23 protein-coding genes are annotated in these 26,402 nt (G+C 45.7%); 10 read left to right on the forward strand and 13 right to left on the reverse strand.

What is annotated here, in order from left to right; translation table 11 throughout:
• Positions 1-99 precede the first annotated feature (99 nt).
• The 11 genes from trmH to VEJY3_RS00830 all read right to left on the reverse strand — a co-directional run bounded on the left by trmH (position 100) and on the right by VEJY3_RS00830 (position 12,062).
• Positions 100-783, reverse strand: coding sequence for a tRNA (guanosine(18)-2'-O)-methyltransferase TrmH (gene trmH, locus VEJY3_RS00780; RefSeq protein WP_014230558.1), 684 nt, complete (start codon positions 781-783; stop codon positions 100-102).
• A 60-nt stretch (positions 784-843) separates the two neighbouring features.
• Positions 844-2,964, reverse strand: coding sequence for a bifunctional GTP diphosphokinase/guanosine-3',5'-bis pyrophosphate 3'-pyrophosphohydrolase (spoT, locus tag VEJY3_RS00785; RefSeq protein ID WP_014230559.1), 2,121 nt, complete (start codon positions 2,962-2,964; stop codon positions 844-846).
• Positions 2,965-3,003: 39 nt separating this feature from the next.
• A complete protein-coding gene (rpoZ, locus tag VEJY3_RS00790) occupies positions 3,004-3,276 on the reverse strand; it encodes a DNA-directed RNA polymerase subunit omega (protein WP_014230560.1) in 273 nt (90 codons plus the stop codon).
• 195 nt (positions 3,277-3,471) lie between these two features.
• Positions 3,472-4,095 carry a guanylate kinase gene (gene gmk / locus VEJY3_RS00795; protein ID WP_014230561.1) on the reverse strand — a complete coding sequence of 208 codons (624 nt, stop codon included), beginning with the start codon at positions 4,093-4,095 and terminating at the stop codon, positions 3,472-3,474.
• A 333-nt stretch (positions 4,096-4,428) separates the two neighbouring features.
• Entirely contained in the window at positions 4,429-5,640 is a 1,212-nt protein-coding gene (locus VEJY3_RS00800; protein WP_014230562.1) for a lipopolysaccharide assembly protein LapB, read from the reverse strand.
• 12 nt (positions 5,641-5,652) lie between these two features.
• Positions 5,653-6,285: an energy transducer TonB gene (locus VEJY3_RS00805; protein ID WP_014230563.1), complete on the reverse strand. Its 633-nt coding sequence runs from the start codon at positions 6,283-6,285 to the stop codon at positions 5,653-5,655.
• 4 nt (positions 6,286-6,289) lie between these two features.
• On the reverse strand, positions 6,290-6,697 hold the full coding sequence (locus VEJY3_RS00810; RefSeq protein ID WP_014230564.1) for a biopolymer transporter ExbD: 408 nt from the start codon (positions 6,695-6,697) through the stop codon (positions 6,290-6,292).
• 25 nt (positions 6,698-6,722) lie between these two features.
• On the reverse strand, positions 6,723-7,250 hold the full coding sequence (locus VEJY3_RS00815) for a MotA/TolQ/ExbB proton channel family protein (protein WP_014230565.1): 528 nt from the start codon (positions 7,248-7,250) through the stop codon (positions 6,723-6,725).
• Between the two features lie 9 nt (positions 7,251-7,259).
• Positions 7,260-8,621, reverse strand: a complete 1,362-nt coding sequence (locus tag VEJY3_RS00820) for a MotA/TolQ/ExbB proton channel family protein (RefSeq protein ID WP_014230566.1) — start codon at positions 8,619-8,621, stop codon at positions 7,260-7,262.
• Between the two features lie 3 nt (positions 8,622-8,624).
• On the reverse strand, positions 8,625-9,389 hold the full coding sequence (locus tag VEJY3_RS00825; protein ID WP_014230567.1) for a DUF3450 domain-containing protein: 765 nt from the start codon (positions 9,387-9,389) through the stop codon (positions 8,625-8,627).
• A gap of 72 nt (positions 9,390-9,461) precedes the next feature.
• Positions 9,462-12,062 carry a TonB-dependent siderophore receptor gene (locus tag VEJY3_RS00830; protein ID WP_014230568.1) on the reverse strand — a complete coding sequence of 867 codons (2,601 nt, stop codon included), beginning with the start codon at positions 12,060-12,062 and terminating at the stop codon, positions 9,462-9,464.
• Between the two features lie 818 nt (positions 12,063-12,880).
• Between VEJY3_RS00830 and VEJY3_RS00835 the strand changes: the two genes are divergently transcribed.
• The 6 genes from VEJY3_RS00835 (at position 12,881) to VEJY3_RS00860 (ending at position 19,108) form a co-directional block, all read left to right on the forward strand.
• Positions 12,881-13,906, forward strand: coding sequence for an ABC transporter permease subunit (locus VEJY3_RS00835; RefSeq protein WP_014230569.1), 1,026 nt, complete (start codon positions 12,881-12,883; stop codon positions 13,904-13,906).
• 1 nt (position 13,907) lies between these two features.
• Positions 13,908-14,951, forward strand: coding sequence for an ABC transporter permease (locus VEJY3_RS00840; protein ID WP_014230570.1), 1,044 nt, complete (start codon positions 13,908-13,910; stop codon positions 14,949-14,951).
• A 37-nt stretch (positions 14,952-14,988) separates the two neighbouring features.
• A complete protein-coding gene (locus VEJY3_RS00845; RefSeq protein ID WP_014230571.1) occupies positions 14,989-16,815 on the forward strand; it encodes an extracellular solute-binding protein in 1,827 nt (608 codons plus the stop codon).
• A 9-nt stretch (positions 16,816-16,824) separates the two neighbouring features.
• Entirely contained in the window at positions 16,825-17,682 is an 858-nt protein-coding gene (locus VEJY3_RS00850; protein WP_014230572.1) for an ABC transporter ATP-binding protein, read from the forward strand.
• Between the two features lie 32 nt (positions 17,683-17,714).
• The gene (locus VEJY3_RS00855; protein ID WP_014230573.1) at positions 17,715-18,554 is read left to right on the forward strand and encodes an ABC transporter ATP-binding protein; all 840 of its coding nucleotides are present in this window, start codon (positions 17,715-17,717) and stop codon (positions 18,552-18,554) included.
• A gap of 128 nt (positions 18,555-18,682) precedes the next feature.
• On the forward strand, positions 18,683-19,108 hold the full coding sequence (locus tag VEJY3_RS00860) for a phosphate-starvation-inducible protein PsiE (RefSeq protein ID WP_014230574.1): 426 nt from the start codon (positions 18,683-18,685) through the stop codon (positions 19,106-19,108).
• Positions 19,109-19,111: 3 nt separating this feature from the next.
• Here the strand turns inward: VEJY3_RS00860 and VEJY3_RS00865 are convergent, their stop codons facing one another.
• Complete coding sequence (locus VEJY3_RS00865; RefSeq protein WP_014230575.1) at positions 19,112-19,573, reverse strand: hypothetical protein; 462 nt, start codon at positions 19,571-19,573, stop codon at positions 19,112-19,114.
• Between the two features lie 1,020 nt (positions 19,574-20,593).
• Between VEJY3_RS00865 and VEJY3_RS00870 the strand changes: the two genes are divergently transcribed.
• Both VEJY3_RS00870 and VEJY3_RS00875 read left to right on the forward strand, forming a co-directional pair.
• Positions 20,594-21,538: a hypothetical protein gene (locus VEJY3_RS00870; RefSeq protein ID WP_014230576.1), complete on the forward strand. Its 945-nt coding sequence runs from the start codon at positions 20,594-20,596 to the stop codon at positions 21,536-21,538.
• Between the two features lie 199 nt (positions 21,539-21,737).
• Positions 21,738-23,726, forward strand: coding sequence for a YjbH domain-containing protein (locus VEJY3_RS00875; RefSeq protein WP_237708169.1), 1,989 nt, complete (start codon positions 21,738-21,740; stop codon positions 23,724-23,726).
• A gap of 101 nt (positions 23,727-23,827) precedes the next feature.
• Here VEJY3_RS00875 and VEJY3_RS00880 read toward each other — a convergent pair whose 3' ends face one another.
• Positions 23,828-24,694, reverse strand: coding sequence for a YicC/YloC family endoribonuclease (locus VEJY3_RS00880; protein ID WP_014230578.1), 867 nt, complete (start codon positions 24,692-24,694; stop codon positions 23,828-23,830).
• Between the two features lie 199 nt (positions 24,695-24,893).
• On the opposite strand from VEJY3_RS00880, the gene rph reads away from it, so the two are divergent.
• Both rph and pyrE read left to right on the forward strand, forming a co-directional pair.
• A complete protein-coding gene (gene rph / locus VEJY3_RS00885; RefSeq protein WP_014230579.1) occupies positions 24,894-25,610 on the forward strand; it encodes a ribonuclease PH in 717 nt (238 codons plus the stop codon).
• Positions 25,611-25,720: 110 nt separating this feature from the next.
• A complete protein-coding gene (gene pyrE / locus VEJY3_RS00890) occupies positions 25,721-26,362 on the forward strand; it encodes an orotate phosphoribosyltransferase (protein WP_014230580.1) in 642 nt (213 codons plus the stop codon).
• Positions 26,363-26,402: the final 40 nt, after the last annotated feature.

Genomic DNA, 26,402 nt, shown 5'->3' on the forward strand with positions numbered 1-26,402 from the left:
AAAAAATGGTTAACATTGCAATATGTTAACCATGGAGCTGTGTTTTTGTACAGGAAAAAATAAGAGGAGCGACCAGGAACTAGGATCCTAGTCTCGCTATTATTTCTGCTGCATCTCTTTCCACCACGCCTCATCGGCGATGATTTGACCCTCATCGTCGAGTGGCGGATAAGCGAGACCTTTACGTTTCGCAACTTTAGCCAGAACCGGGTGACCTCGCTCAAACAGAATTCGGTTAATCGTCTCTTTCGGCAGAGCGCTTTCTTCACGCTCGTACATACCGGCGGCTTCACGCTGTCGCTGGGCTTCATACAAAATCACCGCACTTGCGACAGAAACATTAAGAGACTGCACCATACCAATCATCGGGATGATGATGTCTTGATCAGCGAGCTGTTTGGCTTGTTCTGAAGCGCCTGTTTTCTCACTGCCTAAAATGATGGCGGTTGGTTTGGTGTAGTCGATGTCTCGAAAGTCGACAGCTGTTTCCGATAGGTTAGTCACCAGTACCTGCATGCCTTGCTCTTTTAACTCGGTCACGGCGTCTTCGATAGAATCGTGAGTGTCCACTTCTACCCAGTTGCGTGCGCCTGCTGATGTGTGGCTCAGGGTACGCATTTTATTTGGCCAAATGGCGTGGACTTTGTGTAAGCCCGTTGCATCGGCAGTGCGGATAACCGCTGAGACGTTATTCGGCTTGTGAACTTCTTCAAGGCATAACGTTAGGTCGGTCTGGCGTGCTTTCAGGACTTGGTGGATACGGTGGTAGCGTTCTAGGTTCATAGTAAATAAATAGGGATATAAAAAATCGCCACCTAGCGGAGTAGGTGGCGATGATTGTTATTATCTTCTTCTGCGTCGGACTCGAGTCGCGTGTGGCATCGCTTTGATTTTTCGCATGATGCCAGCAAGGTGAACACGATCTTTGGTGGTCAGCAGTACGGTGACGGTATACAGGCGACCATCACGTTCTTCCGTTGACAAGCCATGGATGTTCGAGCCTGTTTTCGAAATTACGTTGGTTAACTCAGCGAGCGCACCTTGGTGGTTGAGCATATCGACTTTAAGTTCCGCGATGAACTCTTTATCGTAATCGTCAGACCAGGCAACCGCCATGTAGCGATCCGGTTCTTTCTGGTAACCACGTACGTTTGGACAGGTTTCGCGGTGAACAACCAACCCCCGGCCCGGTGATACGTGCGCAATAATGTGATCATCCGGAATTGGGTGACAACAGTTTGCAAACGTCAGCAGTAAACCTTCCGCGCCACGAATTGGCAGCTTCTTCTTCGAATCGCCAGGAATCGAACTGGTTGTGGTCAGCTCTTCGGTATCACCTAGCAGACGACGCGCAATGACGATACTCATTAACTCACCCAAACCAATTGCAGCCAACAAGTCATCGGTACTTTCCAAACGAAGGTCAGTCAGGACTTCCTGGACGTTATCTGGGTAAATGGAGTCAATAGAGTGGCGACCAAGTGCGTGATTCAGCAAGCGGCGACCGAGAGTGATTGACTCTTCGCGACGCATGGTTTTCAGTACCTGACGAATCTTGGTGCGTGCACGTGAAGTCACGACATAGTTCAGCCATGCTGCGTTTGGACGTGCACCAGGTGCGCTGATGATCTCGACCGTTTGACCGTTTTTCAGTGCCTTACTCAGTGGGTAAGGATTGCGATCAACACGGGCACCAACACAAGAGTTACCGACATCAGTATGCACCGCGTAGGCGAAGTCAACCGCTGTCGCGCCAAGTGGCAATTCGACGATACGACCTTTTGGTGTGAAGACGTAAATTTCGTCTGGGAACAGATCCGATTTTACGTTTTCAATGAATTCGAACGAGTTACCCGCGCTTTGTTGCAGTTCAAGCAGGCTTTGCATCCAGCGTTGAGCTTTCACTTGCGCTGTCGTGCCAGAGGTATCGCCTTTGTCTTTGTAAGACCAATGCGCAGCAACACCTTTATCCGCCATTTGATCCATATCTTCAGTACGGATCTGTACTTCTACCGGAACACCATGAGGGCCGACCATCGAAGTATGCAGCGATTGGTAGCCGTTGGCTTTTGGAACCGCGATGTAATCTTTCATGCGGCCTGGGCGTGGCTTGTATAAGCTGTGCACCTGGCCCAGAACGCGATAACACGTATCTGCAGTATCAACAACCACTCGGAATGCATAGATGTCCATGATGGTGTGGAAGCGCTGTTCTTTGGTTTTCATCTTGTTATAGATAGAGAACAGATTCTTCTCACGGCCAACAACGCGTGAACTCAGACCGACATCTTGCAGGCGGCCTTCGATCTCGCTGTGGATACGTTGGATCATCTCTTTACGATTACCGCGTGCCGTTTTCACGACTTCTTTTAGAACGCGATAACGGTTTGGGTAAAGCGCTTCAAAGCCCAACTCTTCCAGCTCGGTTTTGATATTGTGAATACCAAGACGGTGGGCGAGTGGCGCATAAATCTCTAGAGTTTCACGAGCGATACGGCGTTTTTTGTCTGGTCGAAGTGCGCCAAGCGTACGCATGTTGTGCGTTCGGTCAGCCAGTTTGATCAGAATTACGCGGATGTCTTGCACCATAGCCAGAACCATTTTACGAAAGTTCTCAGCCTGAGCCTCTTTCCTGTCACGGAATTTGAGTTTGTCCAGTTTAGATACACCATCAACCAGCTCAGCTACAGTATTACCGAATTGCTCTTCGAGATCTTCTTTACTGACATCACAATCTTCAATGACGTCATGCAATAGAGCTGCTTGGAGGGTTTCGATATCCAGACGCATTTCTGCCAGGATTCGAGACACAGCGACAGGGTGGATGATGTATGGTTCACCGCTAGAACGGGTTTGCCCTTCATGGGCATCTCGCGCTACCACATAAGATTGACGCAGAGCCTCAATCTGAGGCTCTGTTAGGTATTCTTGGGCAACGTCTTTGAGGCTATCGAATAGATACAAATTATAGGCCCGGGAGGTTGTTGAATTCTCGAGTCAGAATTAACGGTTGTGAGCGATGCTGCTTACTGCCGCTAGCTCTGCCGCTTCTTGCTCTTGTTGTTCTTGACGTTCACGAGCGTCCAGAACTTCTTTCGTGATTAAACCTTCTTCGATTTCGCGAAGTGCGATAACCGTTGGCTTATCGTTCTCTTCTGGCACTAGTGCATCTTTACCGCCAGTTTGCATTTGACGAGCGCGGGGAGCCGCAATCAGTACTAGGTCGAAACGGTTGCCAACTTTTTCAACAGCGTCTTGAACAGTTACGCGTGCCATGAGGACTCCAAATAGTTAACTAAAATATTAGAATGACGAGAAAGTATACAGTCTAACTGCTTTATTTACTAGCGATTAGACGTGCCACTGTAAGCGGGCTTTCTCCGGTGTTTTATTGTCTGCTCTTTGCTACGGAAAATTAAGAGCAAAGAAGCAAGAATTCTTTATGTTTTACAGCGTGACTTTATATTGAAGTTACTCTGCTAACAACGCGTCAAGCATACCTTTATATTTAGCAGCTTGTTTTTCTTCCTTCAATCTTTCAGCTCGAAGAATAGCTTTAAAGTCCATCAGCGCTGTATCGAAATCGTCGTTTACAATCACGTAATCGTACTCGTTGTAATGCGAGATTTCTGACTTGGCTTCTGCCATGCGCTTGGCAATGACTTCATCGCTGTCTTGGCCGCGAGTGTTCAGGCGACGTTCTAGCTCACCATTTGATGGAGGAAGAATGAAGATGCTTTTTGCTTCAGGCATTTGCTCACGAATTTGTCGTGCACCTTGCCAGTCGATATCCAAAAATACGTCGATACCTTTGTTTAGCGTTTCTTCAATCCAGACGCGGGAAGTGCCATAGTAGTTACCGAATACTTCGGCGTATTCCAAAAAGTCACCTTTCGCAATAAGAGCTTCAAACTCTTCTTTTGCTACGAAGTGGTAGTGGATACCGTTTTCTTCACCAGGGCGCATGTCGCGAGTGGTGTGAGACACAGACACTTTCATTGCGTATGTCGGATTGCGCTCCAACATTGCTGAGATCAAGCTAGATTTACCTGCGCCGCTAGGTGCAGATACGATATAGAGAGTACCTTTGCCCATTGTACTGTTCCACTATTGATTGGATTGATTGAGTGCCGACGGAAAGTCGCGACAGTCTTATAACGATAGCACTGGCGTTGTTGAATTAACCACCAAAGGGATGGATATTGGTGATAATCCCGCCAGAAAAATGGAGGCGAAGAGTATCATGATCTCTATATTGTTGCCAGTTGATCTTTCTATCTGTACTCACTCCCAATAAAAGAGCAATTTATGCTGATGTGACTTATTCGTACTCGGTTTCTAAATAGACGGAAAAAAGGGGAAGCTTTCACTTCCCCAGGCGTGCGACTGACTCACACTTAATTTTTAAGTTTATTGACTTGTCTGAGCTTAGCCCTGGCTTTCTAAGAAAGTGATCCAAGGGTTCGCAACGGCTTTCAAGTCAGGAGACTGAGCGGCACTTTGCATTGCTTTAAGAGCACTGTCTGGCTGGTTCAGCTCAAAATATGCCATGCCACGAATGTAGGCTAATTCGCCTTTTTGATCGCGCTTGGCATCAGGAGCGGCGTTTTGAGTAAACTTCGTCGCTTCTGAATATTGCTTGTCTAAAATCATCAGACGAGCGATTTTGATTTGAGTTTTCGCCTTTGGAGCCAAGTTATAAGCTTGTTGGTAGACGTCGATTGCACGTCCAAGCTCTTGCGCTTGCTGCCAGAATGCACCCTGCTTTTCTAGATTCTCCGCGTTACGCTCTACATGACCTTCGTCAAAGGCCGTTTGAAGCGTTTTTGCTGCTCGGAATGGTACGCCTTGATAAGCCTGGAAGTTCACTAAGCGCAGGTACTCTTTTTCATCTTCCAGAAGACCTAGTTTATAGGCCATCTCCAGAGTAGAAAGGGCATTACGCTCTTGGTTTAACTCCATGTAGATACCAGACAATTGCGTCCAGTAACGCTTATTTTTCGGGTACTTGGTCGTTAAAATCTTCAGAACACCGGCCACGCTCTTGAACTGTTTGAGTTCATAATGCGCAGACATCAGAAGCTGGTACCAGGATTCGCTAGGGTCTTTACTCATTGCGATAGCCTGTTTAGTCGGCGGAATCGCGTTTTTGTAATCTTCTAGCTGAATATAAGCACTCGCCAGCGTGATGTAGGCATGAGCTTGCGGTTTTTCTTCCGTTGTCTCGGCAATTTTGAACCACTCTTTCATAGTAGAGACGGACTTTTTAAACTGACCTTCAGCAAGATAAAGCTGAGCCACGCTGTAGCGAACCTGTTGAGCAACAGGGACAGGCAGCGCGTTCAAACTCAATGCATCAGCAAAGTATTTGACCGCTTTGGGATAGTTATCTTGCAACGAGTACAAGAAGCCCATTTGTTGCAATAACACGGCGCGGTCGTATTCACGTTTGCTGCTACTTAACGCTGAGTTCAGTTTCGAAATCGCTTCCGAATACTTTTCCGTTGCGATCAGTTCCTGAACTTTATTGACGGTTCTGAATGTTCTGTCAGACAACTCAGGAGTGCTGGAGAAAGCAGGCGCGCCGTACGCACCTGCAATGAACACCAGAGAAGCCAACAATTTTGTGTATGATTTCATGATTGCGACTCCTTAGTTGGTAGAGAACTCGATTTCTTGAGAAAGGCGAGAACTTACAGCTTTACCATCAACCATCTTAGGTTTGAAGGTCCATTTAGCTACGGTTGTTTTCGCTGCTTTACCCAAGCCTAACTTACGTGGTGTTTCTTTTAAGACTTTTACATCTTCGACGCCACCGCGTTCGTTAACGGTAAACTCTACAAGTACGATACCTTTCTCAAGTCCCGAGCGTGCCGCTTTACGAGGCATCTGCGGTTGGAACGTGGCCAGAGGAACCGGGCCTCCGCCGCCAATGACCTGAGCACCACCACCTTGTGTGTAGTGACCCAGTACTGAACCACCTGTTACGTTAACTGGAAGGTCTAGATTAGGCATGTTCATTGGAACTTGATCCATCACCGGTTTCACGGTCGACGTCACCTTCATTTCTGGTGGTGGCGGCGGACGCTTAGGTGGTGGTGGTTTCGGGAGTTCGCGTTTTTTCTCCTGTACTTTTTCGTCTGGTTTAATGCGAATGAAATCGACCATACGCTGATCATCATTCGACACTAGCTCGTGGCGCTCTTTGTTTACCAGCTTGTCCATCCCCCAGAACAATCCGAGGGAGACAATGAGCGCCAGTGCAATTGAGGCCAGATACCGCATAAGCTTAATCCTTACCAGTTGCGGCAATGGAGATGCTTTCTACACCTGCCATCTTGATCTGGTCCATAACCTTCACGACTACGCCTGCGTTGGCTTCTGTATCCGCCTGGATAACAACCGCACCATCAGGGCTTTCTGCGCGAAGACGCTCGATGTTGGCGCGAACGGCGTCGACTTCAATGCGTCGTTTATCAACCCAAACGTCACCCGCTGCACCAACGGCAACCATGATGTTACCTTTCTTCACGGTTTGTGCTGAGCTTGCCGTTGGGCGGTTTACTTCAATACCAGCTTCTTTAACGAACGATGTTGTTACGATAAAGAAGATCAACATGATGAATACGATGTCGAGCATCGGTGTCATATCGATAGCGGTTTCATCACTGCTATCACTGCTATAGCGTCTTTTCATGACCTATACCTCTAATTCCATTTACTCAGGCAATATGCTTTAGCTTATCTTCCAGCCTTTGCGTTGTGACTTTGGCTAAATGATCAAGACGTGAACTAAAGAACAGTCCTGATAGAGAAGCCACCATCCCGGCTAACGTTGGGATTGTTGCCTTTGAGATCCCCGAGGCCATTGCTCGAGGGCTTCCTGTTCCTGTTACCGCTAAGATGTCGAATACCTGGATCATGCCGACAACCGTGCCGAGCAGACCGAGTAGGGGACAAAGCGCAATCAATACTTTCACGATTGGCAGACCCTTTTTATTCTCAATATCCTGACGAGAAACGATTTCTTGTCGGATCATCTTTGCGTTCCAGCTTTGATGTTCTGAACGCTCACTCCAAAGAGTCACGGCTTTTTTCGCGGCTCTCGGAGCGACGGCGGCAAAGTAGAACCAGCGTTCTAGCAGCACTGCCCACAACATGAAGCTGAGGATGAAGATGGCGACGAGTACATCGCCACCCATTCCCAAGAAGCGCCTAATTGATTCAAGTTCTCCAACTAACCACCACATAACGCCTCCTTAGCTTTCGGCTTTATGTAGTTTTTCCTGATAGCGAGCGATGAAACCTGCACTCTGTTCTTCAAGAGTTTGAACCAAACGACGACCTTTACTGTGTACGATGGTGTAAAGGAACAGTAGAGGAATTGCGACAACCAGACCTAGCATGGTGGTTACCAATGCTTCAGAAATACCGCCAGCCATTAGTTTCGGATCGCCGGTACCAAATAGCGTGATTGCCTGGAAGGTACCGATCATACCCATTACCGTACCCAATAGACCTAGTAGCGGTGCAACAGAGGCAAACAGTTTGATTGAGCTAACAAAGCGTTCGATGCTTGGCGCATTGCGTAGGATGATTTCGTCCAGTTTCGCTTCAAGATCTTCAAGGTTGTCGCCTTTGTGCTCTTGGTAAGCTTGGATAACTTCACCCAGTGGGTTACCAGGGATAACCGTGTCAGATTTTGCCTGTTTACGCATTTTGCCACCGATAACCTGAAGGCGTAGGAAGCAGAATAGTGCGATGATGACACCGACAGCACCCATAGCCAGGATGACGTAACCAACGATACCACCTTGGTCAATACGTTCCTGAACGGTCGGGCTCTGTACCAATAGCGATAGGATTACGCCACGAGACGGGTCAAGGAACAGCGGCTCGTATGTGCTTTCTGCTGATTCGAAACCAGCCACTTGGCTTGTGATGTTCTTGCTTGGCTGACGTGATAGTTCTTCGAACTTGCCAGTTTGAGGTACGTAAATGACGTATTTGCCATCTGCAATTGCGTTGAACTCACCTACTAGCGTTACGTCGCGAACGGCTTCTTTACCTTCACCGTAAACAACGGTTGCTTGTGTTGTTGATGTATCACCAGATACGACAACTTGTTGAAGAATGGTGTGCCAGAATGCTTCTAGTTCTTGAGTTGACGGTAGCTCTTTACTTTCTGCCAGCTTCGTCAGCAGTGCATCACGCTCTGGGAACTGAACGGCATTTTGCGAAGCGGCAAACAGACCTTTAAATTCGCCTGCGTATTGACGAACTACACCAAACATTTCACCCAAGGTACCTGAACGAACACGCAGTGTTTCGGTTAGTTCAGTCAGTTGTTTGTCGTTTTCGTCGAATGTTGCTTTTAGCTGATCACCCAGTGCTTGTTGTGAGGCAAGCTCATCGCGCGCTTGTTGTAGCAACACGGCTTGTTGATCACGATCGCGCTTGAAGATTGCTTCGCGTTCTTTGTTTTCTTTCGATTCAACAATACTTTCTGATTTTACGTTTTTCAGTAGTTCGGAAAGAGTTTGTGGGGTTTCTGCTTGAACGCCAGAAACCATAAATAAGCTAGCTAATAGACCAGCGGCTAGAGTTTTGAATCCTTTCATCTCTTATTCCTCCCCAGCAAATACAGGCAGTTTGATCAGCGATGGTGGCGCTTGCTTCTTAGCGATGCGCAGACCTTGCTGTACAGCAATACGGTAGCTTTCAGGTAATGTTTCCCATTGACGAGTTTGTTGGTTCCACATACCCGTTTCACCGCCGTCTGGAGATTGGAATAGAAGTGCCGTACGACCAATACGCAAGAAGTCGTAAGTCACAACTTCGCCGCCACGATCCAGGCTAGCTTTGTAAGATTCGATAGAGCGCGAGAAACCTTCTTCGATTTGGTAAGCTTCCATTACTTTACGGAATTTCTCTGAAGTCGTTACGTCTGCACGGTCCATCAGGCGACGTAATTCTTGAACGCGTTTATTACGTTCTTCTTTTTGGAACGGCAAGTCGAGCGTCACGAACTCGTCTAGTGCATCGATCATTTTTAGTGTTAGAGGGACAACTTCGGTTGCCGTTTGATCGATTTGAGCAATCTGATTGTTTAATGAATCCAACTCACCCTGTTGAGATTGAACCATACGGTTAATTTGCTCATTGTAGACTTTCATGCTGTCGATTTGACGAAGTAAGCCTTTGTATTCAGCCAACATGCCTTCAGTGCTTTCAGCATAGTTGTCGATTTTTTCTTGTGAAGCCTGTGAAGACTTAGTGGTTTGTGCTTGATTAGAGACTACGGTTCCTGAGTCAGCAGCCATTGCTGCACCACTTACCGACAGGATCGCGGCAGTCAACGCACTTACGCCAAATTCCTTTAACGTCATAGTAGCATCCTTGTTAGTGTATAAAGTCAGTCGAATAGGGCGCAGGAAATCCTCCTGCGCCAAAGGTCTTAATTAAAAGTTTTGAGAGTATTTCAAGAAGTAAACACGGCCTTGAATGCTGTATAGGTCTGACTCATAAGTCACGCCATCAGCTTCAAATGCTGGATCTTCGTCAGTCAGGTTACGTACACCCGCTGTGAATTTTGCATCCCATGGAGCCAGATAGTTGTACGCCACGTTCCACGTTGTTTGTGAAGAGATGTGGCCAGTTTTCTTGTAGTTGTCATCAACATCTTGTGCCTGGTCTGCGATGTGATCTGCAGATAGGTAGATGTCGTGATCTTCAAGGAAGCTTACACCAACACCAGAGTTGAAGCGGTACTCAGGCAAGCCGTTGCGGCCTACTTGGTTGTTTGTTGGACCGCCAACGTATTCAGGTGTGCTGTAGTCAAGTACGTAGCTACCCATAAAGTCGTAACGAACAGTCGCGTAATCGAAGTCGTAACGGTAACCCAGTTTCAGGTCGATACCAGAAGTGTCTAGTGTACCTAGGTTCTGAAGACCCGCTGTTGCTTCAATGATACGGCCATTTGCATCACGGATGATGTTCGGGTTAGAAACGCCAGAGCTACGCTCTTCGTCGATCATGCTTTGCAGTGTATTCAGTGTGATCATGTCATCAATGCTGATGTTGTAGTAATCCACTGTTACGTCTAGATCTTCGATTGGTGAGTAGCTCACACCGAAGTTAAATGATACTGACGTTTCTGCTTCCAGATCTTCGTTTGAAGTACGAGTAACATCGTATTGAGTCTCTGGACAGTCTTCGATTGCAATACCATTCGCTGTACAGTAACTGTAGTCTTTTGCGAAGTCTGACGAGAAGCTGTCAGCGGCGTAAAGGTCAGATAGTGTTGGAGCGCGGAAGCCCATACCAGCGCCAGCGCGGAACATCAGGTTATCGAGTGGCTGGTAACGGAAAGAGACTTTTGGTGAGATCTCATCACCGAAGTCACTGTAGTGGTCGTAACGAGCCGCCAGGTTCATTTCCAGCTCATCAGTGAATGCGATCAAAGATTCCGCGTAAAACGCGTAAGTTTCACGGTCACCGCCGGCAGAGTTGCCCGAACTACCGATGATGTTACCCGCTTCACTTTGCGGATCGTAGATGTCAGAGTAGTCGTAAGTCGTGAACTCGGCACCAAGGTACAGTGGAATCGTTACGTCACCCACTTGCGCAAGGTCAAACTGAAGGCCGCCAGAGAACTGGTGCATTTCCATCTCGGTTTCACGGCCAGTACCTGCAGAAAGCTGGTCTGTCGCGTCTGTACTGAACTCACCGTCTACAAATTGGCCTGATTCTACAAGTTGCGATGCTGCTGAACCGAAGACATAACCAGTACCTGTTTCGCTACCGTTGGAGTAGTTCATATGGTAGCCAGCTTCCCAAATCACATCACCGAATGTGTCAGTGTAAAGGGTTCCATCTAAGCCTGCTTTGAAATCAGCCTGGAAGTCTTTAACGGTATTATCACGAGTTCCCACGTTGTTAAAACGATAGTAGACCGAAGCAGGGCCTGCAGTTGGATCAAGACCATTTTCTGCGAAGAATGCTGCACCACCATCAGTGTCCGGGTTTACTGTAAAGCTACCCGCAGCTGGTGCGAAACGACCAAAACTTTCGTTACGGTTAAGCATTAACTGTGAATTAAACGTTGTGTCGTCAGTCAGGAAAATATTACCGTTAACAAACACCGTGTTACGTTCTAGAGAGGCAGTTTGAGCCGCTTCACCAGTGTAGTCGTAACCACAAATGTCACCCAGCCCCGGGTAGTTTGTTAGACCAACAAAACCTTTTGATGTACAAGATGCGTCAGTGTTGTAACCGTTTAGCGCTTTTAATTCGCCGTCGTGGTACACGTTACGGCCGAAGATGCTCACGCCAGACATATCGAAGTAGTTCGCTGAGCCAGTATTCGTTGAGCTTAGGTAATCGCGATCGCGTTGGTAGATTTCATCTTTGCTGTCATGTTCAAACGAGAACATGATGTTACCTTTCTCGCCGCTGGTACCCATCACAAGCGCAACGTTTCCTTCATCGCCGCCTTCCTGGCTAGGGATGCCTGAACCAACCGTTACGTTAATGCCATCAAACTCTTCTTTCAGGATGATGTTAACTACACCAGCAACCGCATCAGAACCGTATACCGCTGAGCCACCGTCGGCCATTACTTCAACACGCTCAACAATCGCAGATGGAATCGCGTTGATGTTCGCAGCGCCGCCACCCATGGTTGCAGAACCAGGAAGACGTTTACCGTTAACAAGAACCAAAGTACGTGAAGCGCCTAAACCACGCAGAGACATGGTTGCCTGGCTTTGCCATGAGTTACCAGAGCTTTCACTGAATGATCCGAAAGAGTTGAATGAAGATTTACGTAGAACGTCTGCAATCGATACGTCACCAGCACGTTCGATCTCCGCACGACCGATCACTGCTATCGGAGTGCTTCCTTCCATTGATGCGCGCGTAAGGCGCGAACCAGTAACTTTCATTTTTTGAAGTTTTTCAACTTGCTGCTCTTCTGCCTGAGCTGCTACAGGTGCGAAAGCCGTCGCCGTACCCAAAGCAAGGCTGATCGCAACAGATAAAGCTGTTGTGTTTTTATACATCCTTGTTGCTCCAATTTATTATTATTTCCTGTGTCTGGTCGTAAACGACCAAATGTGACGTTAATGTTTCGTTAACGTGCGGCCAATGTATAACCGAGGTCAAAAAAGGAAGTCAAACCAGTAGTAAACTAGGATGGTCAAATGTAAAAAAGATGTAAAAATCTGAAGATATTGTGAATTGCAGAATAATTAACCAAGTAATAATAAAAAAATGACATTAAACCTCGATAAAACACCGTGTTTTGTCTTTCTTGTAAACTTTAATGGGTTATGTTGTGTATGGTTTTTAAGCGGGTAATTGAATCTGAAAAAAAGTATTTTTCCAGTGAATAATTCTGACATGGGTTTTATATGTAAAGCTAATCAAGTTAGCTCTAGCACGTAGGGTGGTATCAAAATATGATACCCGTTGCTACCAAAGGGCTCACTCGTGATTTCGAGTCAATATGCTTGGTTGGGAATTGTCTTATTATTCTTAATTTCTGCATTTTTATGTAGGGTTTTGGCTCTAATTTAGTCAGATTGATATTCTGTATGAATTATTTTTGTGGTTTTTTATCATTTTTTACCAAAATATTGCGTTTTTTTTGATAGTGGACGAAGTGCGTCATGTTTTGTTTTTAAACACTTGAAGCCAATGTGGATTCAAGCTAAATATGACGCTGACATTATTGCAGTGATAAAAAACAAGTTATTGACCCACATGGAAGGTGCTTCAGTGATTTGAATTTCTGCAAGATAGATATGCACCATTTGGGGCCGGTATTTTTTCTGTTACGCCGGTCTAAATTGGACAGTAGACAAGGAGCAAGTTGTATATGCTGTCGTACTTTTTACGCCGTTTAGCGTTAGTGATTCCGACGTTTCTCGGAATTACCATTCTTATTTTCGCCATTACTCGTTTTGTACCGGGTGGACCTGTTGAGCGTATGTTGTCTCAAATGCAATCACAGGGAGATGGCGCCGCCTCTATGACGTCTGCGGGTGGTAACACCGCGCTTTCTGACGATCAAATCGCAGAGTTAAATGCTTTCTATGGTTTGGACAAGCCAGTGATGGAAGCGTACGTCGAGTGGTTAAGCCGTTTGGTTACTTTAGATCTTGGCGAATCAACCCGTTACTACGAGCCAGTATCAGAGATGATTGCAGAACGCCTGCCTGTTTCTCTGTTTTACGGAGGGATGACGTTCTTTATCAGTTACTTCATCTCCATTCCTCTCGGTTATTACAAGGCGCTCAAGCATGGCTCCGTGTTTGATTCCTCTTCCTCGATATTGATATTTGTTGGCTATGCCTTACCTGGGTATGTGGTGGGCGTGCTTCTCATTACCTTGTTCAGTTATCACCTCGAGTGGTTCCCTATGGGAGGCTTTGTTGGCGATGACTTCGATGACTATGAAACCTTCTTTGAGCGAGCCAAGGACATCATGTGGCATGCCGTGTTGCCATTGATTTGTTATCTGATTGGTGACTTTGCCACGCTGACAATGACGATGAAAAACAACCTGATGGAAAACCTGTCATCAGATTACATTCGTACTGCAATCGCAAAAGGTTTGCCGTTCAAGAAAGCCGTTCGCCGACATGCTTTGCGTAACAGTTTAATTCCGATTGCGAGCCATTTCGGTAACTCTTTACTTTTCTTTATGACGGGCGCATTCCTGATCGAGGTTATCTTTAACATTGATGGTATTGGCCTGCTGGGCTACGAGTCCATCATGGAGCGTGATTATCCTGTAGTAATGGGCATTGTTGCCATCAACGCGATCTTGTTGTTGATCGGTAACATTATTTCAGATGTCTGTGTTGCTTTAGTCGACCCTCGTGTGAAGTTTGGAGCGTAAGATGTTTACAGTCAGTCCATTAACTCAAAAGAAAATTCGCCACTTTAAAGAGATCAAACGTGGTTACTGGTCATTCGTGGTGTTATCAATCATGCTGATCCTCTCTCTGTTTGCAGAGCTGTTGATCAACAGTAAAGCTCTCGTCGTGAAGTATGACGGCAGTTTCTACTTTCCTGTGGTCAGTGATGTACGCTTAGGCAGTGATTTCGGCCAAAACTCCGCAAGTGAAGCAGATTACCGTGTACTGCAGAAGGTGTTTGAAGAGCAAGGTGGAGATAATTTTGTCATTTTGCCGATCGTTCCTTGGAACCCGTATGAGCAGGATTTCAGCGGTGATTTCCCACCAACAGCACCGAGCGCTGAGAACAAGCACTATTTAGGTACTGACGTTATCGGTCGAGATATCTTAGCTCGTCTGGTTTATGGCTTTAGAACCGCGATGGGATTTGCTTTGCTAACCATGATCGTCTCGTACGCGATTGGTACAGCAGTCGGTTGTGCGATGGGTTTCTGGGGCGGAAAATTCGATTTGTTCGTTCAGCGATTGATCGAAATTTGGTCGATGGTGCCATTCCTGTACGTGATTATGATTCTGGTTTCAATCGTTCAGCCCACCTTTGCGCTCTTCGTCGCCATCAACGTGCTCTTCTCCTGGATGGGGATGACGTGGTACATGCGGACCATGACCTATAAAGAGTCGGCTCGTGAATACGTAATGGCAGCGCGTGCTTTGGGTGCATCAACGGGACGTATTCTATTTAATCATATACTTCCTAATACGATGGTTATGATTGTAACACTGGCTCCATTTACTATTGCGGCTAATATTACTGCACTAACAGCGTTAGATTACTTAGGCCTTGGCCTAATGCCACCAACACCGAGCTGGGGTGAGCTACTGCAACAAGGTAAGTCGAATTTAGACTCGCCATGGATTGTGTCTTCAGTAGTGACTTCGATTGTATTGGTATTGGTGATGGTGACCTTCATTGGTGAAGCGATCCGAGCGGCTTTCGACCCGAAAAAATTCACACGCTATGTTTAATTAAGCGTGTGAACAAAACATAAAAAAGGGAAGTTTTATGAATAGATTACTTTTAGCGTCTACGTTGACCGCCCTGAGTTTCGGTGCGATGTCCGCGACGCTCCCGACTGACTTAGAATGGAAAACAAACTGGGATGAGCCGCAATATGGCTCTCCAGAAGCTAAGCGTGGTGGCACTTATCGCACTTACATGTCGAGTTTTCCGCAGACATTACGTAGCGTAGGGCCAGACGCGAACGCAGGACTGCGTGCTTTCTTGTTAGATGACACCCCGGGGTTGGTGGTACGCCATCCGGATACTTTGGAATTTATTCCTGAGTTGGCAAATGAATGGGCGTTGGCTGGTGATAATAAGACGGTTTACTTCCGACTAAACCCGAAAGCGAAATGGTCAGATGGCAAGCCAGTGACTGCAGACGATTTTGTCTTCATGCTCAAGTTCTACCGTTCCGCAGATATCCTTGAGCCTTGGTATAACGATTACTACAACAAAACGGTCGCAGACGTCGTTAAATTCGATGATCACACGTTTTCAGTTGTTGCGGCTAAAGAGTTCAACCAAGAAGAACTGATGTTGAGAATGGGCGCGTTACGCCCACGCCCAGCGCATTTCTATGCTAACCCAGCCAAAGATGAAAACGGCGATGGCATCCATGATGATTTTGTTCGTTACTACAACTTTAAAAGTGAACCAACCACAAGCGCTTACTACCTGGATGATATCAAGAAAGGCAAAAGCGTAACGTTTAAACACGTTGGTAAAGACTGGTGGGGCTATAGCAATAAGTACTACCAAAACCGCTACAACGTCGACAAGATTCGTATCACTGTCATTCGTGATAATGACATTGCGATGAAGCACTTTGAGAAAGGCAATCTCGACGCCTTTGGCTTAATACTACCAAGTTTGTGGCATGATAAATCGAACACGGAACCGTATCAAAAGGGCTACATCGAGAAGTTCTGGGGCTACAACCAATATCCTGTAGGGGCTGGTGGCCTTTGGATCAATACGGCACAACCGTTATTGAATGATCTTAATGTGCGCAAAGGTGTCACCTACGCGACGGATTTCGATGGAATGATCGAAAATGTCTTGCGCGGTGACTACTCTCGTAAGCCTAATCCAACCGGTTTTGGCCATGGCAAATACTCGCTGCCAGATGTAAAAGCACCCGCCTTTGATGTCGATAAAGCCATTGCAGCATTTGAAGCTGCAGGCTTTGACCAAATTGGGGCTGACGGCATTCGCGTTAACTCTGAAGGTCAGCGACTGAGTTTCGAGTTGACCTATGGAACGCCTGTCCACACTCCGCGTATCGCTTATCTAAAAGAGCAGGCTAAGTTGGCTGGTTTGGACATTGAACTGAAGCTGGTGGATGGTTCTTCGATGTTCAAATATGTGCGTGAGAAAAAGCACGATCTCGCTTTCCTGACCATGAGTACTTCTGAGATTCCAACCTATTGGGAATACTTCCATTCGGTCAATGCCAATAAGCCGCAAACGAACAACTTCACCAATTACAGCACACCAGAGCTGGATGAAAAAATCATGGAGTATCGTTTCGGTTTAGATATGGACAAGAAAATCAAACTCGGACACGAAATTCAGCGCAATATTATCGACGCGCACGTGATCATCTCGGGCTACATGGTGCCTTACGTTCGCTACGGCCACTGGCGCTGGCTGAAGCTACCAGAAAAACCGATGAACCGTATGACAGAAGCACTTTACAGTGATGGTGTTATTGGTGACGGCACATACTGGATCGACAGTGATGTGAAAAAAGAAACTCAAAAAGCGATGAAATCGGGTAAGACATTCGAGCCTGTAGTTGAAATCGACGACACCTATAAGCTGTAGGGAGGTGTTATGGAAAACGATGTAATTTTAAGTGTTAAAGACCTCGAAGTAGAATTTACGACCGACGATGGGCCGGTAAAAGTACTCCATGGAGTGAACTTTGATGTTCGAGCTGGACGCACGCTTGGCTTAGTGGGTGAGTCGGGCAGTGGCAAGAGTGTGACTTCAATGTCTATTATGGGGCTGCTGCCGAAGCCATACGGCAATATTGTTAAGGGTGAAGTGAACTACCGCGGAACCAATCTGGTGGATTTGCCTGCAAATGAAATGTATGCCATGCGTGGTAACCGCATTTCTATTATCTTCCAGGATCCAATGACGGCATTGAACCCTGTTCACACCATCGGCCGTCAGATTTGTGAAGTACTCGAACTACACCGCCCAGAACTGGATAAGAAGTCACGCGAGTCCTATGCGATTGAAATGTTGGATAAAGTAAAAATTCCAATGCCAGAAAAGCGTCTTAACGAGTATCCGCACAACTTGTCTGGCGGTATGCGTCAGCGTGTCATGATCGCAATGGCACTGGCTTGCAAACCGGACATTTTGATCTGTGACGAACCAACAACTGCACTGGATGTAACCGTACAGGCGTCTATCCTTGAACTAATGAATGATCTTCAGGAAGAGACGGGCATGGCGATGATCTTCATTACCCACGACCTTGGTGTGGTGGCAGAAGTGTGCGACGACGTGGCTGTGATGTATGGCGGGCGCATTGTTGAAAAAGCAGAGATTTTTGAACTGTTTGATAACCCGCAGCACCCATACACCGAGCGTTTGATGGGATTGATGCCAAGCTTAGATAATGAACCTAAGCAGATGATCGACATCAAACCAATCGATGCAAGTATGTTTGCTCACTAGTACAAAGTGAACGAGTCATAAAAGAGGATGTTATGGCAAAAGAAGTATTAAGAATTGAAAATCTTAAGCAGCACTTTGTATCTGGTAAAGGACTGTTTAAGAAAGGCTACACGATTAAGGCCGTAGACGGTGTATCTCTGTCTGTCGGTGAAGGGGAAACACTGGGTCTGGTAGGAGAGTCAGGCTGTGGTAAAAGTACCTTAGGTCGAACAATATTAAAGCTTTACGAACCAACGGAAGGCAAAATCTTTTTCGAAGGCAAAGATATCACCAAACTGTCGGTAAAAGAGATGCGCTCTCTGCGTAAAGACATGCAGATTGTATTTCAGGACCCGATGGAGTCGCTTAACCAGCGCCACACCATCGGCATGATTCTGGAAGAACCCTTTGTTATTCATAAAATTGGTACGCCAGCAGAGCGCAAACAGTGGGTGAAAGAGTTATTGGTTAAAGTAGGCTTGCCAGAAACGGCAGTAAACCGCTATCCACATGAATTTTCTGGTGGCCAACGTCAACGTATTGGTATCGCTCGAGCGATTGCGTTAAAACCAAAACTCTTGATTTGTGACGAGTCCGTTTCGGCGCTGGACGTTTCCGTTCAGGCTCAGATTCTGAACTTGCTGTTACAGCTGCAGCAAGAAATGAATCTGGCGATCATCTTTATCTCGCATGACTTATCGGTGGTTAAACATGTATCAGACAAAGTAGCGGTGATGTACTTTGGTAAGGTGGTAGAAGCGGGTAACGCAAAAGAGATCTACGCCAACCCTCAAAACGAATACACCAAAAAATTGCTGTCTGCTATTCCGATTACGCACCCTAAATACAGGAAGAAAAAGCGTTTGGCTGAAAAAAAGCAGCGAGTGGCGTAAGCTGTGCCACTTCTAGGTTAAACAATAAACGCTCCACCAAATAGTCGGAGCGTTTTTGTTTTGTATGCATTTACAGCTAGCATGCGAAACTCAGGTTTATCTCTTTGGTTTCATTTGGATAATTGACTATGGCGTCAGAGTTACCTAAATCATTCAGCCGACCGTTCTTAAAAATCTTCCATATCTTTGAGGCGATATTGTTGGTCGCTATTACCTTAGCGACCTTGTATGCCATGGTAGAAGAGTTCATCCATGTTTTTATTGAAAAGCGAGTATTGCTAACAGACATCTTGTTGATGTTTATCTATCTCGAAGTGTTAGCGATGGTGCGGCAGTTTGTGATGAATGGGAAAATTCCGGTTCGTTACCCTATCTATATCGCAATGATGGCGATTGCTCGTTACATCACACTTGGTATGAAAGAGCTGGACGCGGTTCCTGTTGTCTGGCTATCTCTTGCGGCGTTGATACTTGCGGCGGCGACATTGTTAATTCGTATCGGTCATCATTACTGGCCGTACGTAGATAACCGCACGGCGGAAAAAGACGAGTAAAGCTTACTCTGCTTTATCTTTCTGCTTTGATTCGTGGTCGGGCTGATTCCGCTCGGCCACTTTTTCGTAGTAACGCTGCTGTTGTTCCTTGAGCTTTTCTCTGAGCTTCGCTGTTTGCTGCTCATCACCGAGCAGGCTGATGCAGTAGTCTAAGTCCGATTCCGTATAGCGCTGTTCTGTTTTGGCTCTCTGGTATATAGAGCGAATCGGGATTAAGCACTGGTTCCGCTCGTCTACATCTTTCAAATGCCCGCATGGTTTGGAAGCTTCGAAAGGTTTGTAAGCTTCAAAGGCGAATGTCATCGTTAAATAACCTGTCCATCCCAACCGGTTAGCCATGAACGAGCAATGTAGAAGCTCCTCAGTACGTTCTAAGTCGACTTCCGGTTCTTGCTCTGCGTTGCCAAGCGGAGAAAAAAGGAGAGAAAACAGTATGCTGCTATAAACAAGAGATTTATTGTTCATAATATGGCCTCGTTTTATTTATAGCTGGCTTTCTTTGCTAACGGTAATGTATGTGGTTTGTGATAAATAATTATAGTTTATAGGTTTGCGTAAGTGTGCTTATTCAAAGTAAGAATAAAGGTGAAACAGCGCTGTTAAGTCAGTTTGGGTATGCCCATTTATTCAAAAAGCGCGATTTGAAGATTAAGTCCTCCCATTTTAGGTGCTAATTAAGATATTTTTATCTGGTTTTCTTGAGTGTTTAAATGAGCCCCTGTCTTGTCGGATCTACAGTTATCTTGTCCCTATGAGCTTGATTTTGAGATGTGACTCGAAATATACGCTTGGGAATGAAGTAAAAAAAATAATTAAGTTTTTTGTAAATGCGGACTTTGAGGAAATATTCCATATATATTGGCTGAGAGTCTAAACGGTTTTTTAACTCAATATTGGACTTTATTTTTAAAGTTGTTACTTATTTCAGTGTTATTTGATGTTTTTTAATTTGTATTGCTTCCTGTGTTACCAGTTTATTAATATTTAGACTTGTGATTTAAGACTATTTAATTTTCCAATTCTTTTAAATTTAAGTTTATTTGTTAATTGTTTGTTAAGTAAAAGGGCTGTTCTCATTGTTCTTACCACCGATACTGTTGCGAGAGTCATGCCACTGGGTAATCTAATTATTTTCTTGTTACCAGGTGTTACATTTCTACTGCCTTATAGTCGCCTCGTCCCTCCCAATTAACAGATTAAGATAACCGTATTATGTCGATGCAGGAATGAAACGATTGATTGATGGAGTTGTTTCTCAGAGCCTAATTTTTAGAATTGCCAATACCAGTTAATAGATATGATATGTCAATTTTAGGTGATTTATCTGTCAGGTTTATGCAAACAGTTTTTTACATTCATATTGATTTCTTATATGATGGCCAAAATTCTAAAATTCATATATTAATCAAGGTTAAAGATAATAGAGAACTATTATTGCGGCCCTTTATTGGTATACCCTCACTTGCAAGAAAAAAGGAGATTCAAGTGAAACTTTCACTATTGGCAATCGCGGTTGGCTCCATAATTTTAGTCGGCTGTAATGATAGTAGCACTGATACTGTATCGTTTTCTAAGGATGTACGTGCATTCGATGGTGCTGTTCAAGGTATGGCTGCTCAGTTTGATTGTATTGATGGCTCAGGCGGCGCTATCAACGGGACAACTGACTACGATGGTTTTATCACTATTGAAGATGAAACGTTTGCAACTAACCCTGAAACGTGTTCTGTAACCTTCAATAAAACACCAGGTGCGGTGGATACCTCTAACGGTAAAGACATGTCGAACGTAAGCTACAGTGTGCCAAAAGGCTTGCTCCAAGTGGGCCAAGAAGCAGCGGCAACGCCATTGACTACAATTATTGCCAAAGTGCTTGGTGATGACGTGTATTCTGAAGAAGTTGCTAAAGAGACTTTGACAAAACTGGGTATCGATGTTGATCAGCTGAACAATGATGGTGTCCAAATTGATGTTCTTGAGCTGCTTACTGACCCAGAAACAGCACTAAATACTCTTAAGACATCGAGTCCAACGGTTTACTCAGAAATCATGGTTACGACAGTTGTACTGTCTGACACACTTGCCGCTCAAGGTGATAAAGAGGGTGTAACTGTTGATCAACTTGCTAATGTTGCTAAAACGGTAAGTAAGGCTGTTCTAAGTGAACATCCAAAATATCCAGAGAACGACAATGGCGACGAAATCTATGTTGACCTTTCCGAAGCACTGGAAGATAAAGATGTATTCAGCGAAATTGCTAATGCCGGACCAGACGACGAAATCGACCTGACGGATCCAATCTTTGATAAAATTACTGATGATATAGCATCAGCTAGACCATCGGTTCCTGTCCCTGATCCTGAGCGTCCATCTACAGGCGGTACAGGTGGTACTGGTGGTAGCGGTAGTGAAGGCGGCGGCGGCGCTTAATAACTTTCACTTTCCTTATCATCGTTAAAAGATTAGTCACCCACAGCGCTCGCTTTGGGTGACTTTTTATCAGTGGATATATCGCATGTTCAAACCAAATTTTTCCTTGCAAAGCTGCATAACAGCTGTTTTGCTCTTAGTCCCCTGTACCAGTTTTGCTTCACCCGATAACCTCTCTTCATATCAGAGTTTCACCGGCTTGGGATTTACCCCAAATGCCCAGGTGATTGATACTGGCAATTTTCACATTTCATTCAGCCAAGGCACGCCTTATAAGGGGTCCATCGCTCAGCTTGATAACTGGTTTTTTGGTGCTGGTATTCTTCCTGGAGTCGAAGCTGGGGGGAGAATTGTTACTCAAACATATGATTGTAATCTCTACTTTGACCCCGACTGTGGTGATATTCGAGACCTATCTGCATCTGTAAAAGTCCAAGTGCCATATGTCTATGACTTAACTGGCATCCAACTAGCGGTTGGGGCTCAAGATATTGGTGGTGCAGCCAGTAACTTTAGAGCGGCATATGTCGTCGCAGACAAAACTTTCGAAGACTACGGATTACGTGTTAGTTCAGGTTTTGGCAAGTCAGATCTTAGCCTTGGGATTATGGATGGGCCATTTGGTGGGGTAGAGTGGCAACCGCTTCCCTTTACCCAACTTGTTGGCGAATACGATGCCAGCGAATTCAATGTCACAGCGAAGGTTTTTACTCCCGAGGGCTTTTTGCCCTATGGCATTCAATCCTCTGCTCATGTTGAACTTTACACCGGCCACCAGAGTAGTGACCAGACGTTATGGGGTATTAATACTGCCATTCCATTATTAGGTTATAGCAGCAATAGCATTAATAGCCGTAAGCGATTGAAACTGGCTGAACAAGAAACGACTGAGCAGCGTCTTGCCTCTAAGTTGGCTGAAAGCAAATCAACTAGCCTGACGTCTTTGCAACAAGCTCTCAAGAATGAAGGCTTTATCAATATTCAAACGGGCACCCATCTTAACCAATTTGTTGTTGCTCTCGAGAACCGCCGTTATAACCACAATGAAGTGGATGGTGTCGGTGTGGCCTTGGGCTTAATCGCAACAAACCTAAGCCATGTTACACTCGCTGATATGGTAGGTAGCAGTGATGCACCAGTGATCAACGTGCTATTGCTGAATAACAATATTCCAGTAATGCGAGTTTCCACTACCCTTGACTGTTATCAGGACTTTTTGGCGACAGGTGAGTTATGCAAGCAGACCTCGTTTTCTTCAAAACACCTCAATGAATACCGCAAACAGACTCAGTGGATTCACCAGAATATCAACGAAGGTATTGGTCGCTCGCAACTTATTTTTGCGCCGATTATGAATTACAATGTTGCTACGGAGTATGGTGTTTTTGATTATTCTGTCGGTCTGAGCTCCAACTTATATACACCACTGTGGCAAGGCGCAGCGTTTGATATCCGACATGTATTGCCGCTTGATGATAGCGATGATTATGACAGCGGTGGTCTGTGGGAAAATCAAAGCTTAGATAATGAGATCAACCGTGTTCTTATTCACCAAGCTTTCCGTCTACCTATTGATATCATGACTCAGTTTTCTGCAGGTTATATTTATAGTGGTTACCTTGGCGGAATGAATGAAACGCAATGGAATTCACCTGAAGGGAACCATGGCGTTAGCTTCCAAATTAGCGAATTCACCTACAAGGATGATGTAGACTCGCGTGGCCGTCAAATCGAAGATAAAGCTACGCGCTTAGCCAACTATACCTATTCAAAACCAGACTGGAACTGGCAGTTGAGTTTACGAGGTGGGGAGTATTGGTTTGGCGATAAAGGCTTTGATATCACGACCACGCACTGGTTGGGTGATGCTAAATTCTTTGCGAAATACTTAAACAGTGAAGATGAAGAATTCCTGACTCTTGGTGTTTCTTTACCGTTGACACCTTGGCGAGACATGAAGCCAGGATACTTACAGGTTAGAGGTATCGACCAATATGAGCTGACGGTGCAAACTCGAATCAATGATTCTCACAACAATGTGAATACCGGCCTTGGTCAGTCTATTGAGTTACAACACAGTCTGGAGCGTGAGTATCTTAACCGTTCGAGGCTAACACCAGCGTATTTTAATACCAACCAACAGCGTATGAGAAATGCGTACATTCGTTTGTTAGAGCAAGAACTGTAAGCAGAATAAAAGTAATATTTAAGGGCGGTTACCTAATTTAGGTACCGCCCTTTTTCTTTAGAGGGTTAGATATGTGAGAGTGATAAATACCCTAGAAAATATTATTCGATGTTCTGGATCTGTTCGCGCATCTGTTCAATCAGAACTTTTAGCTCAACGCCAGATGCCGTGATGTCCGTGCTGATTGATTTCGACGCTAGTGTGTTCGACTCTCGATTGAATTCTTGCATCATGAAATCCAGACGACGACCGACAGCGCCACCTTTTTTCAGAATGTTAGTCGTTTCTTTTACGTGAGAGTCGAGACGATCCAGCTCTTCTGCAACGTCAGATTTTTGCGCTAAAAGGATAAGCTCTTGCTCCACGCGAGAAGCATCCAGCTCGACTTTGGCATCTTCAAACTTAGAGAACAGACGCTCACGTTGCCACTCCAGGATTTCTGGCATACGCGCACGAACTTTTACTACTTCTGCAGTAATTGCATCTAGGCGTTGTTCGATAAGCGCTTTCATATTGTCGCCTTCACGGCCACGAGCATCAATAAACTCACCTAAAGCTTCATCAAAAGCACTCAGTAAAACTTTGTTTACTTCATCCATGTCTTGCTCTGGCGTTTCCATCACACCTGGCCATTGCATCACCTGGAATGGGTTGATGCGGCTTAGTTCGCCCGTCATGTGCATCACTTGCTCTGCCGCTTTAATCACTTGGTTTGCCAGAGTTTCATTGATGCTAAGTTCACCTTTCGCGGCTGGGTTCGCTTCAAAACGAAGGTTACACTCAACTTTACCGCGAGCTAGGCGCTTACGAAAACGCTCGCGTAGCAAGGGTTCTAGTGCTCGGAATTGTTCTGGCATGCGGAAGTAAGTTTCCAGGTAGCGCTGGTTTACACTGCGGATTTCCCATACCGCCGAACCCCAATCGCCTTTCACTTCTTTGCGCGCATACGCTGTCATACTGTAAATCATCGAATTTTCCTGTCTTCAATTTTTTGAAAATTACCTAGAGAGTGTATCACGGAGTGAGAATAGGTGCGCGGGATGTAGCGCGATGTACTAGGGAAATGTGCATCGATTGCATGACTTGTGACCTAGGAATCCGGAATCGATTCCGCTATAATCCTCGCCCAACCAAATCGTCTTCTCCTCATATTTAAGGTAGATGCCCATGCGTCCAAACGATCGCAAGGCGGACCAAGTTCGCCCAATCAAAATTACTCGAAACTACACCGCTTATGCTGAAGGCTCAGTGTTAGTGGAGTTCGGTAATACCAAAGTGTTGTGTAATGCGACCGTCGAAGAATCTGTACCACGCTGGCTAAAAGGCCAAGGTAAAGGCTGGGTAACTGCAGAATACGGCATGCTGCCACGTGCAACACACTCTCGTACTCGTCGCGAAGCGGCAAACGGTAAGCAGGGTGGCCGCACTATGGAAATCCAACGCCTTATCGCGCGCAGTCTACGTGCTGTTGTCGACTTAAAAGCGATGGGCGAGTTTATGATCACCGTTGACTGTGACGTAATTCAAGCGGATGGCGGCACAAGAACTGCTTCAATCAGTGGAGCAAGTGTTGCGATGGCAGATGCGTTCCAGCACCTAATTGAGAGTGGCAAGCTAAAAGCAAACCCAATGAAAGGCCACGTAGCGGCGGTTTCTGTTGGTTTGCTAGGTGATGAAGTACTGTGTGACCTTGAATATGTTGAAGATTCAGCCGCTGATACTGACATGAACGTGGTCATGACTGAAGAAGGCAAGATGATTGAAATCCAGGGCACTGCAGAAGGCGAACCGTTTAGTCACGAGCAACTGATGGCACTGCTGGAGTCGGCGAAAGTCGGCATTAGCGAAATCGTCACGGCGCAGAAGGCGGCGTTAGAAAATTAATTTTTAAAAGTAGCTTCCCCGCAAAGGAAGCTATTTTTTTGCGTATTTATAGGGCTTTTGTCCTAGAACTTTAATACTGATATCCACACACTGAAAATTGAGAGAAATCCATGAAAGCATACCAGCGTGAATTTATTGAGTTTGCACTTGAGAAAGAAGTTCTTAAGTTTGGTGAGTTTACTTTGAAATCAGGCCGTAAGAGCCCTTACTTCTTTAACGCTGGTCTTTTCAATACTGGTCGCGACCTTGCTCGTCTTGGTCGTTTCTACGCAGCCGCATTGGCAGACTCAGGTATCGAGTTCGATGTGCTATTTGGCCCTGCGTACAAAGGTATCCCTATCGCGACGACAACAGCAGTAGCACTTGCGGATCACCATGATATCGACACGCCTTACTGCTTTAACCGTAAAGAAGCGAAAGACCACGGTGAAGGTGGCAACCTGGTAGGTTCGGCTCTTGAAGGTCGCATTATGCTGGTTGATGATGTGATCACAGCAGGTACCGCAATTCGTGAATCGATGGAAATCATCAAGGCGAACGGTGCTGACTTAGCTGGCGTGTTGGTGGCTATCGACCGTCAAGAAAAAGGCAAGGGTGAGCTGTCTGCGATTCAGGAAGTTGAGCGCGACTTCGGCTGTGCGGTTATCTCTATCGTGAGTTTGGGTGACCTAGTGACTTACCTTGAAGAGAAAGGCAACGCTGCAGAGCACCTAGATGCTGTAAAAGCATACCGCGCGGAATACGGCATTTAATCTATTCTGAAGCTTTAAAACGTAAAAAAGGGGCTAGTGG

The sequence above is a fragment of the Vibrio sp. EJY3 genome (genome assembly GCF_000241385.1).
GTDB classification, from domain to species: Bacteria; Pseudomonadota; Gammaproteobacteria; order Enterobacterales; family Vibrionaceae; genus Vibrio; species Vibrio natriegens.

What these genes read in the sequence shown, in the direction of transcription:
- VEJY3_RS00830 (WP_014230568.1), bottom strand. Translation starts at nt 12,062, where the DNA reads ATGTATAAAAACACAACAGCTTTATCTGTTGCGATCAGCCTTGCTTTG.
- VEJY3_RS00800 (WP_014230562.1), bottom strand. Translation starts at nt 5,640, where the DNA reads ATGAAATCATACACAAAATTGTTGGCTTCTCTGGTGTTCATTGCAGGT.
- VEJY3_RS00850 (WP_014230572.1), top strand. Translation starts at nt 16,825, where the DNA reads ATGGAAAACGATGTAATTTTAAGTGTTAAAGACCTCGAAGTAGAATTT.
- VEJY3_RS00815 (WP_014230565.1), bottom strand. Translation starts at nt 7,250, where the DNA reads ATGTGGTGGTTAGTTGGAGAACTTGAATCAATTAGGCGCTTCTTGGGA.
- VEJY3_RS00860 (WP_014230574.1), top strand. Translation starts at nt 18,683, where the DNA reads ATGGCGTCAGAGTTACCTAAATCATTCAGCCGACCGTTCTTAAAAATC.
- VEJY3_RS00855 (WP_014230573.1), top strand. Translation starts at nt 17,715, where the DNA reads ATGGCAAAAGAAGTATTAAGAATTGAAAATCTTAAGCAGCACTTTGTA.
- trmH (WP_014230558.1), bottom strand. Translation starts at nt 783, where the DNA reads ATGAACCTAGAACGCTACCACCGTATCCACCAAGTCCTGAAAGCACGC.
- VEJY3_RS00865 (WP_014230575.1), bottom strand. Translation starts at nt 19,573, where the DNA reads ATGAACAATAAATCTCTTGTTTATAGCAGCATACTGTTTTCTCTCCTT.
- VEJY3_RS00820 (WP_014230566.1), bottom strand. Translation starts at nt 8,621, where the DNA reads ATGAAAGGATTCAAAACTCTAGCCGCTGGTCTATTAGCTAGCTTATTT.
- VEJY3_RS00845 (WP_014230571.1), top strand. Translation starts at nt 14,989, where the DNA reads ATGAATAGATTACTTTTAGCGTCTACGTTGACCGCCCTGAGTTTCGGT.
- VEJY3_RS00805 (WP_014230563.1), bottom strand. Translation starts at nt 6,285, where the DNA reads ATGCGGTATCTGGCCTCAATTGCACTGGCGCTCATTGTCTCCCTCGGA.
- VEJY3_RS00810 (WP_014230564.1), bottom strand. Translation starts at nt 6,697, where the DNA reads ATGAAAAGACGCTATAGCAGTGATAGCAGTGATGAAACCGCTATCGAT.
- VEJY3_RS00835 (WP_014230569.1), top strand. Translation starts at nt 12,881, where the DNA reads ATGCTGTCGTACTTTTTACGCCGTTTAGCGTTAGTGATTCCGACGTTT.
- gmk (WP_014230561.1), bottom strand. Translation starts at nt 4,095, where the DNA reads ATGGGCAAAGGTACTCTCTATATCGTATCTGCACCTAGCGGCGCAGGT.
- VEJY3_RS00880 (WP_014230578.1), bottom strand. Translation starts at nt 24,694, where the DNA reads ATGATTTACAGTATGACAGCGTATGCGCGCAAAGAAGTGAAAGGCGAT.
- rph (WP_014230579.1), top strand. Translation starts at nt 24,894, where the DNA reads ATGCGTCCAAACGATCGCAAGGCGGACCAAGTTCGCCCAATCAAAATT.
- rpoZ (WP_014230560.1), bottom strand. Translation starts at nt 3,276, where the DNA reads ATGGCACGCGTAACTGTTCAAGACGCTGTTGAAAAAGTTGGCAACCGT.
- pyrE (WP_014230580.1), top strand. Translation starts at nt 25,721, where the DNA reads ATGAAAGCATACCAGCGTGAATTTATTGAGTTTGCACTTGAGAAAGAA.
- VEJY3_RS00825 (WP_014230567.1), bottom strand. Translation starts at nt 9,389, where the DNA reads ATGACGTTAAAGGAATTTGGCGTAAGTGCGTTGACTGCCGCGATCCTG.
- VEJY3_RS00840 (WP_014230570.1), top strand. Translation starts at nt 13,908, where the DNA reads ATGTTTACAGTCAGTCCATTAACTCAAAAGAAAATTCGCCACTTTAAA.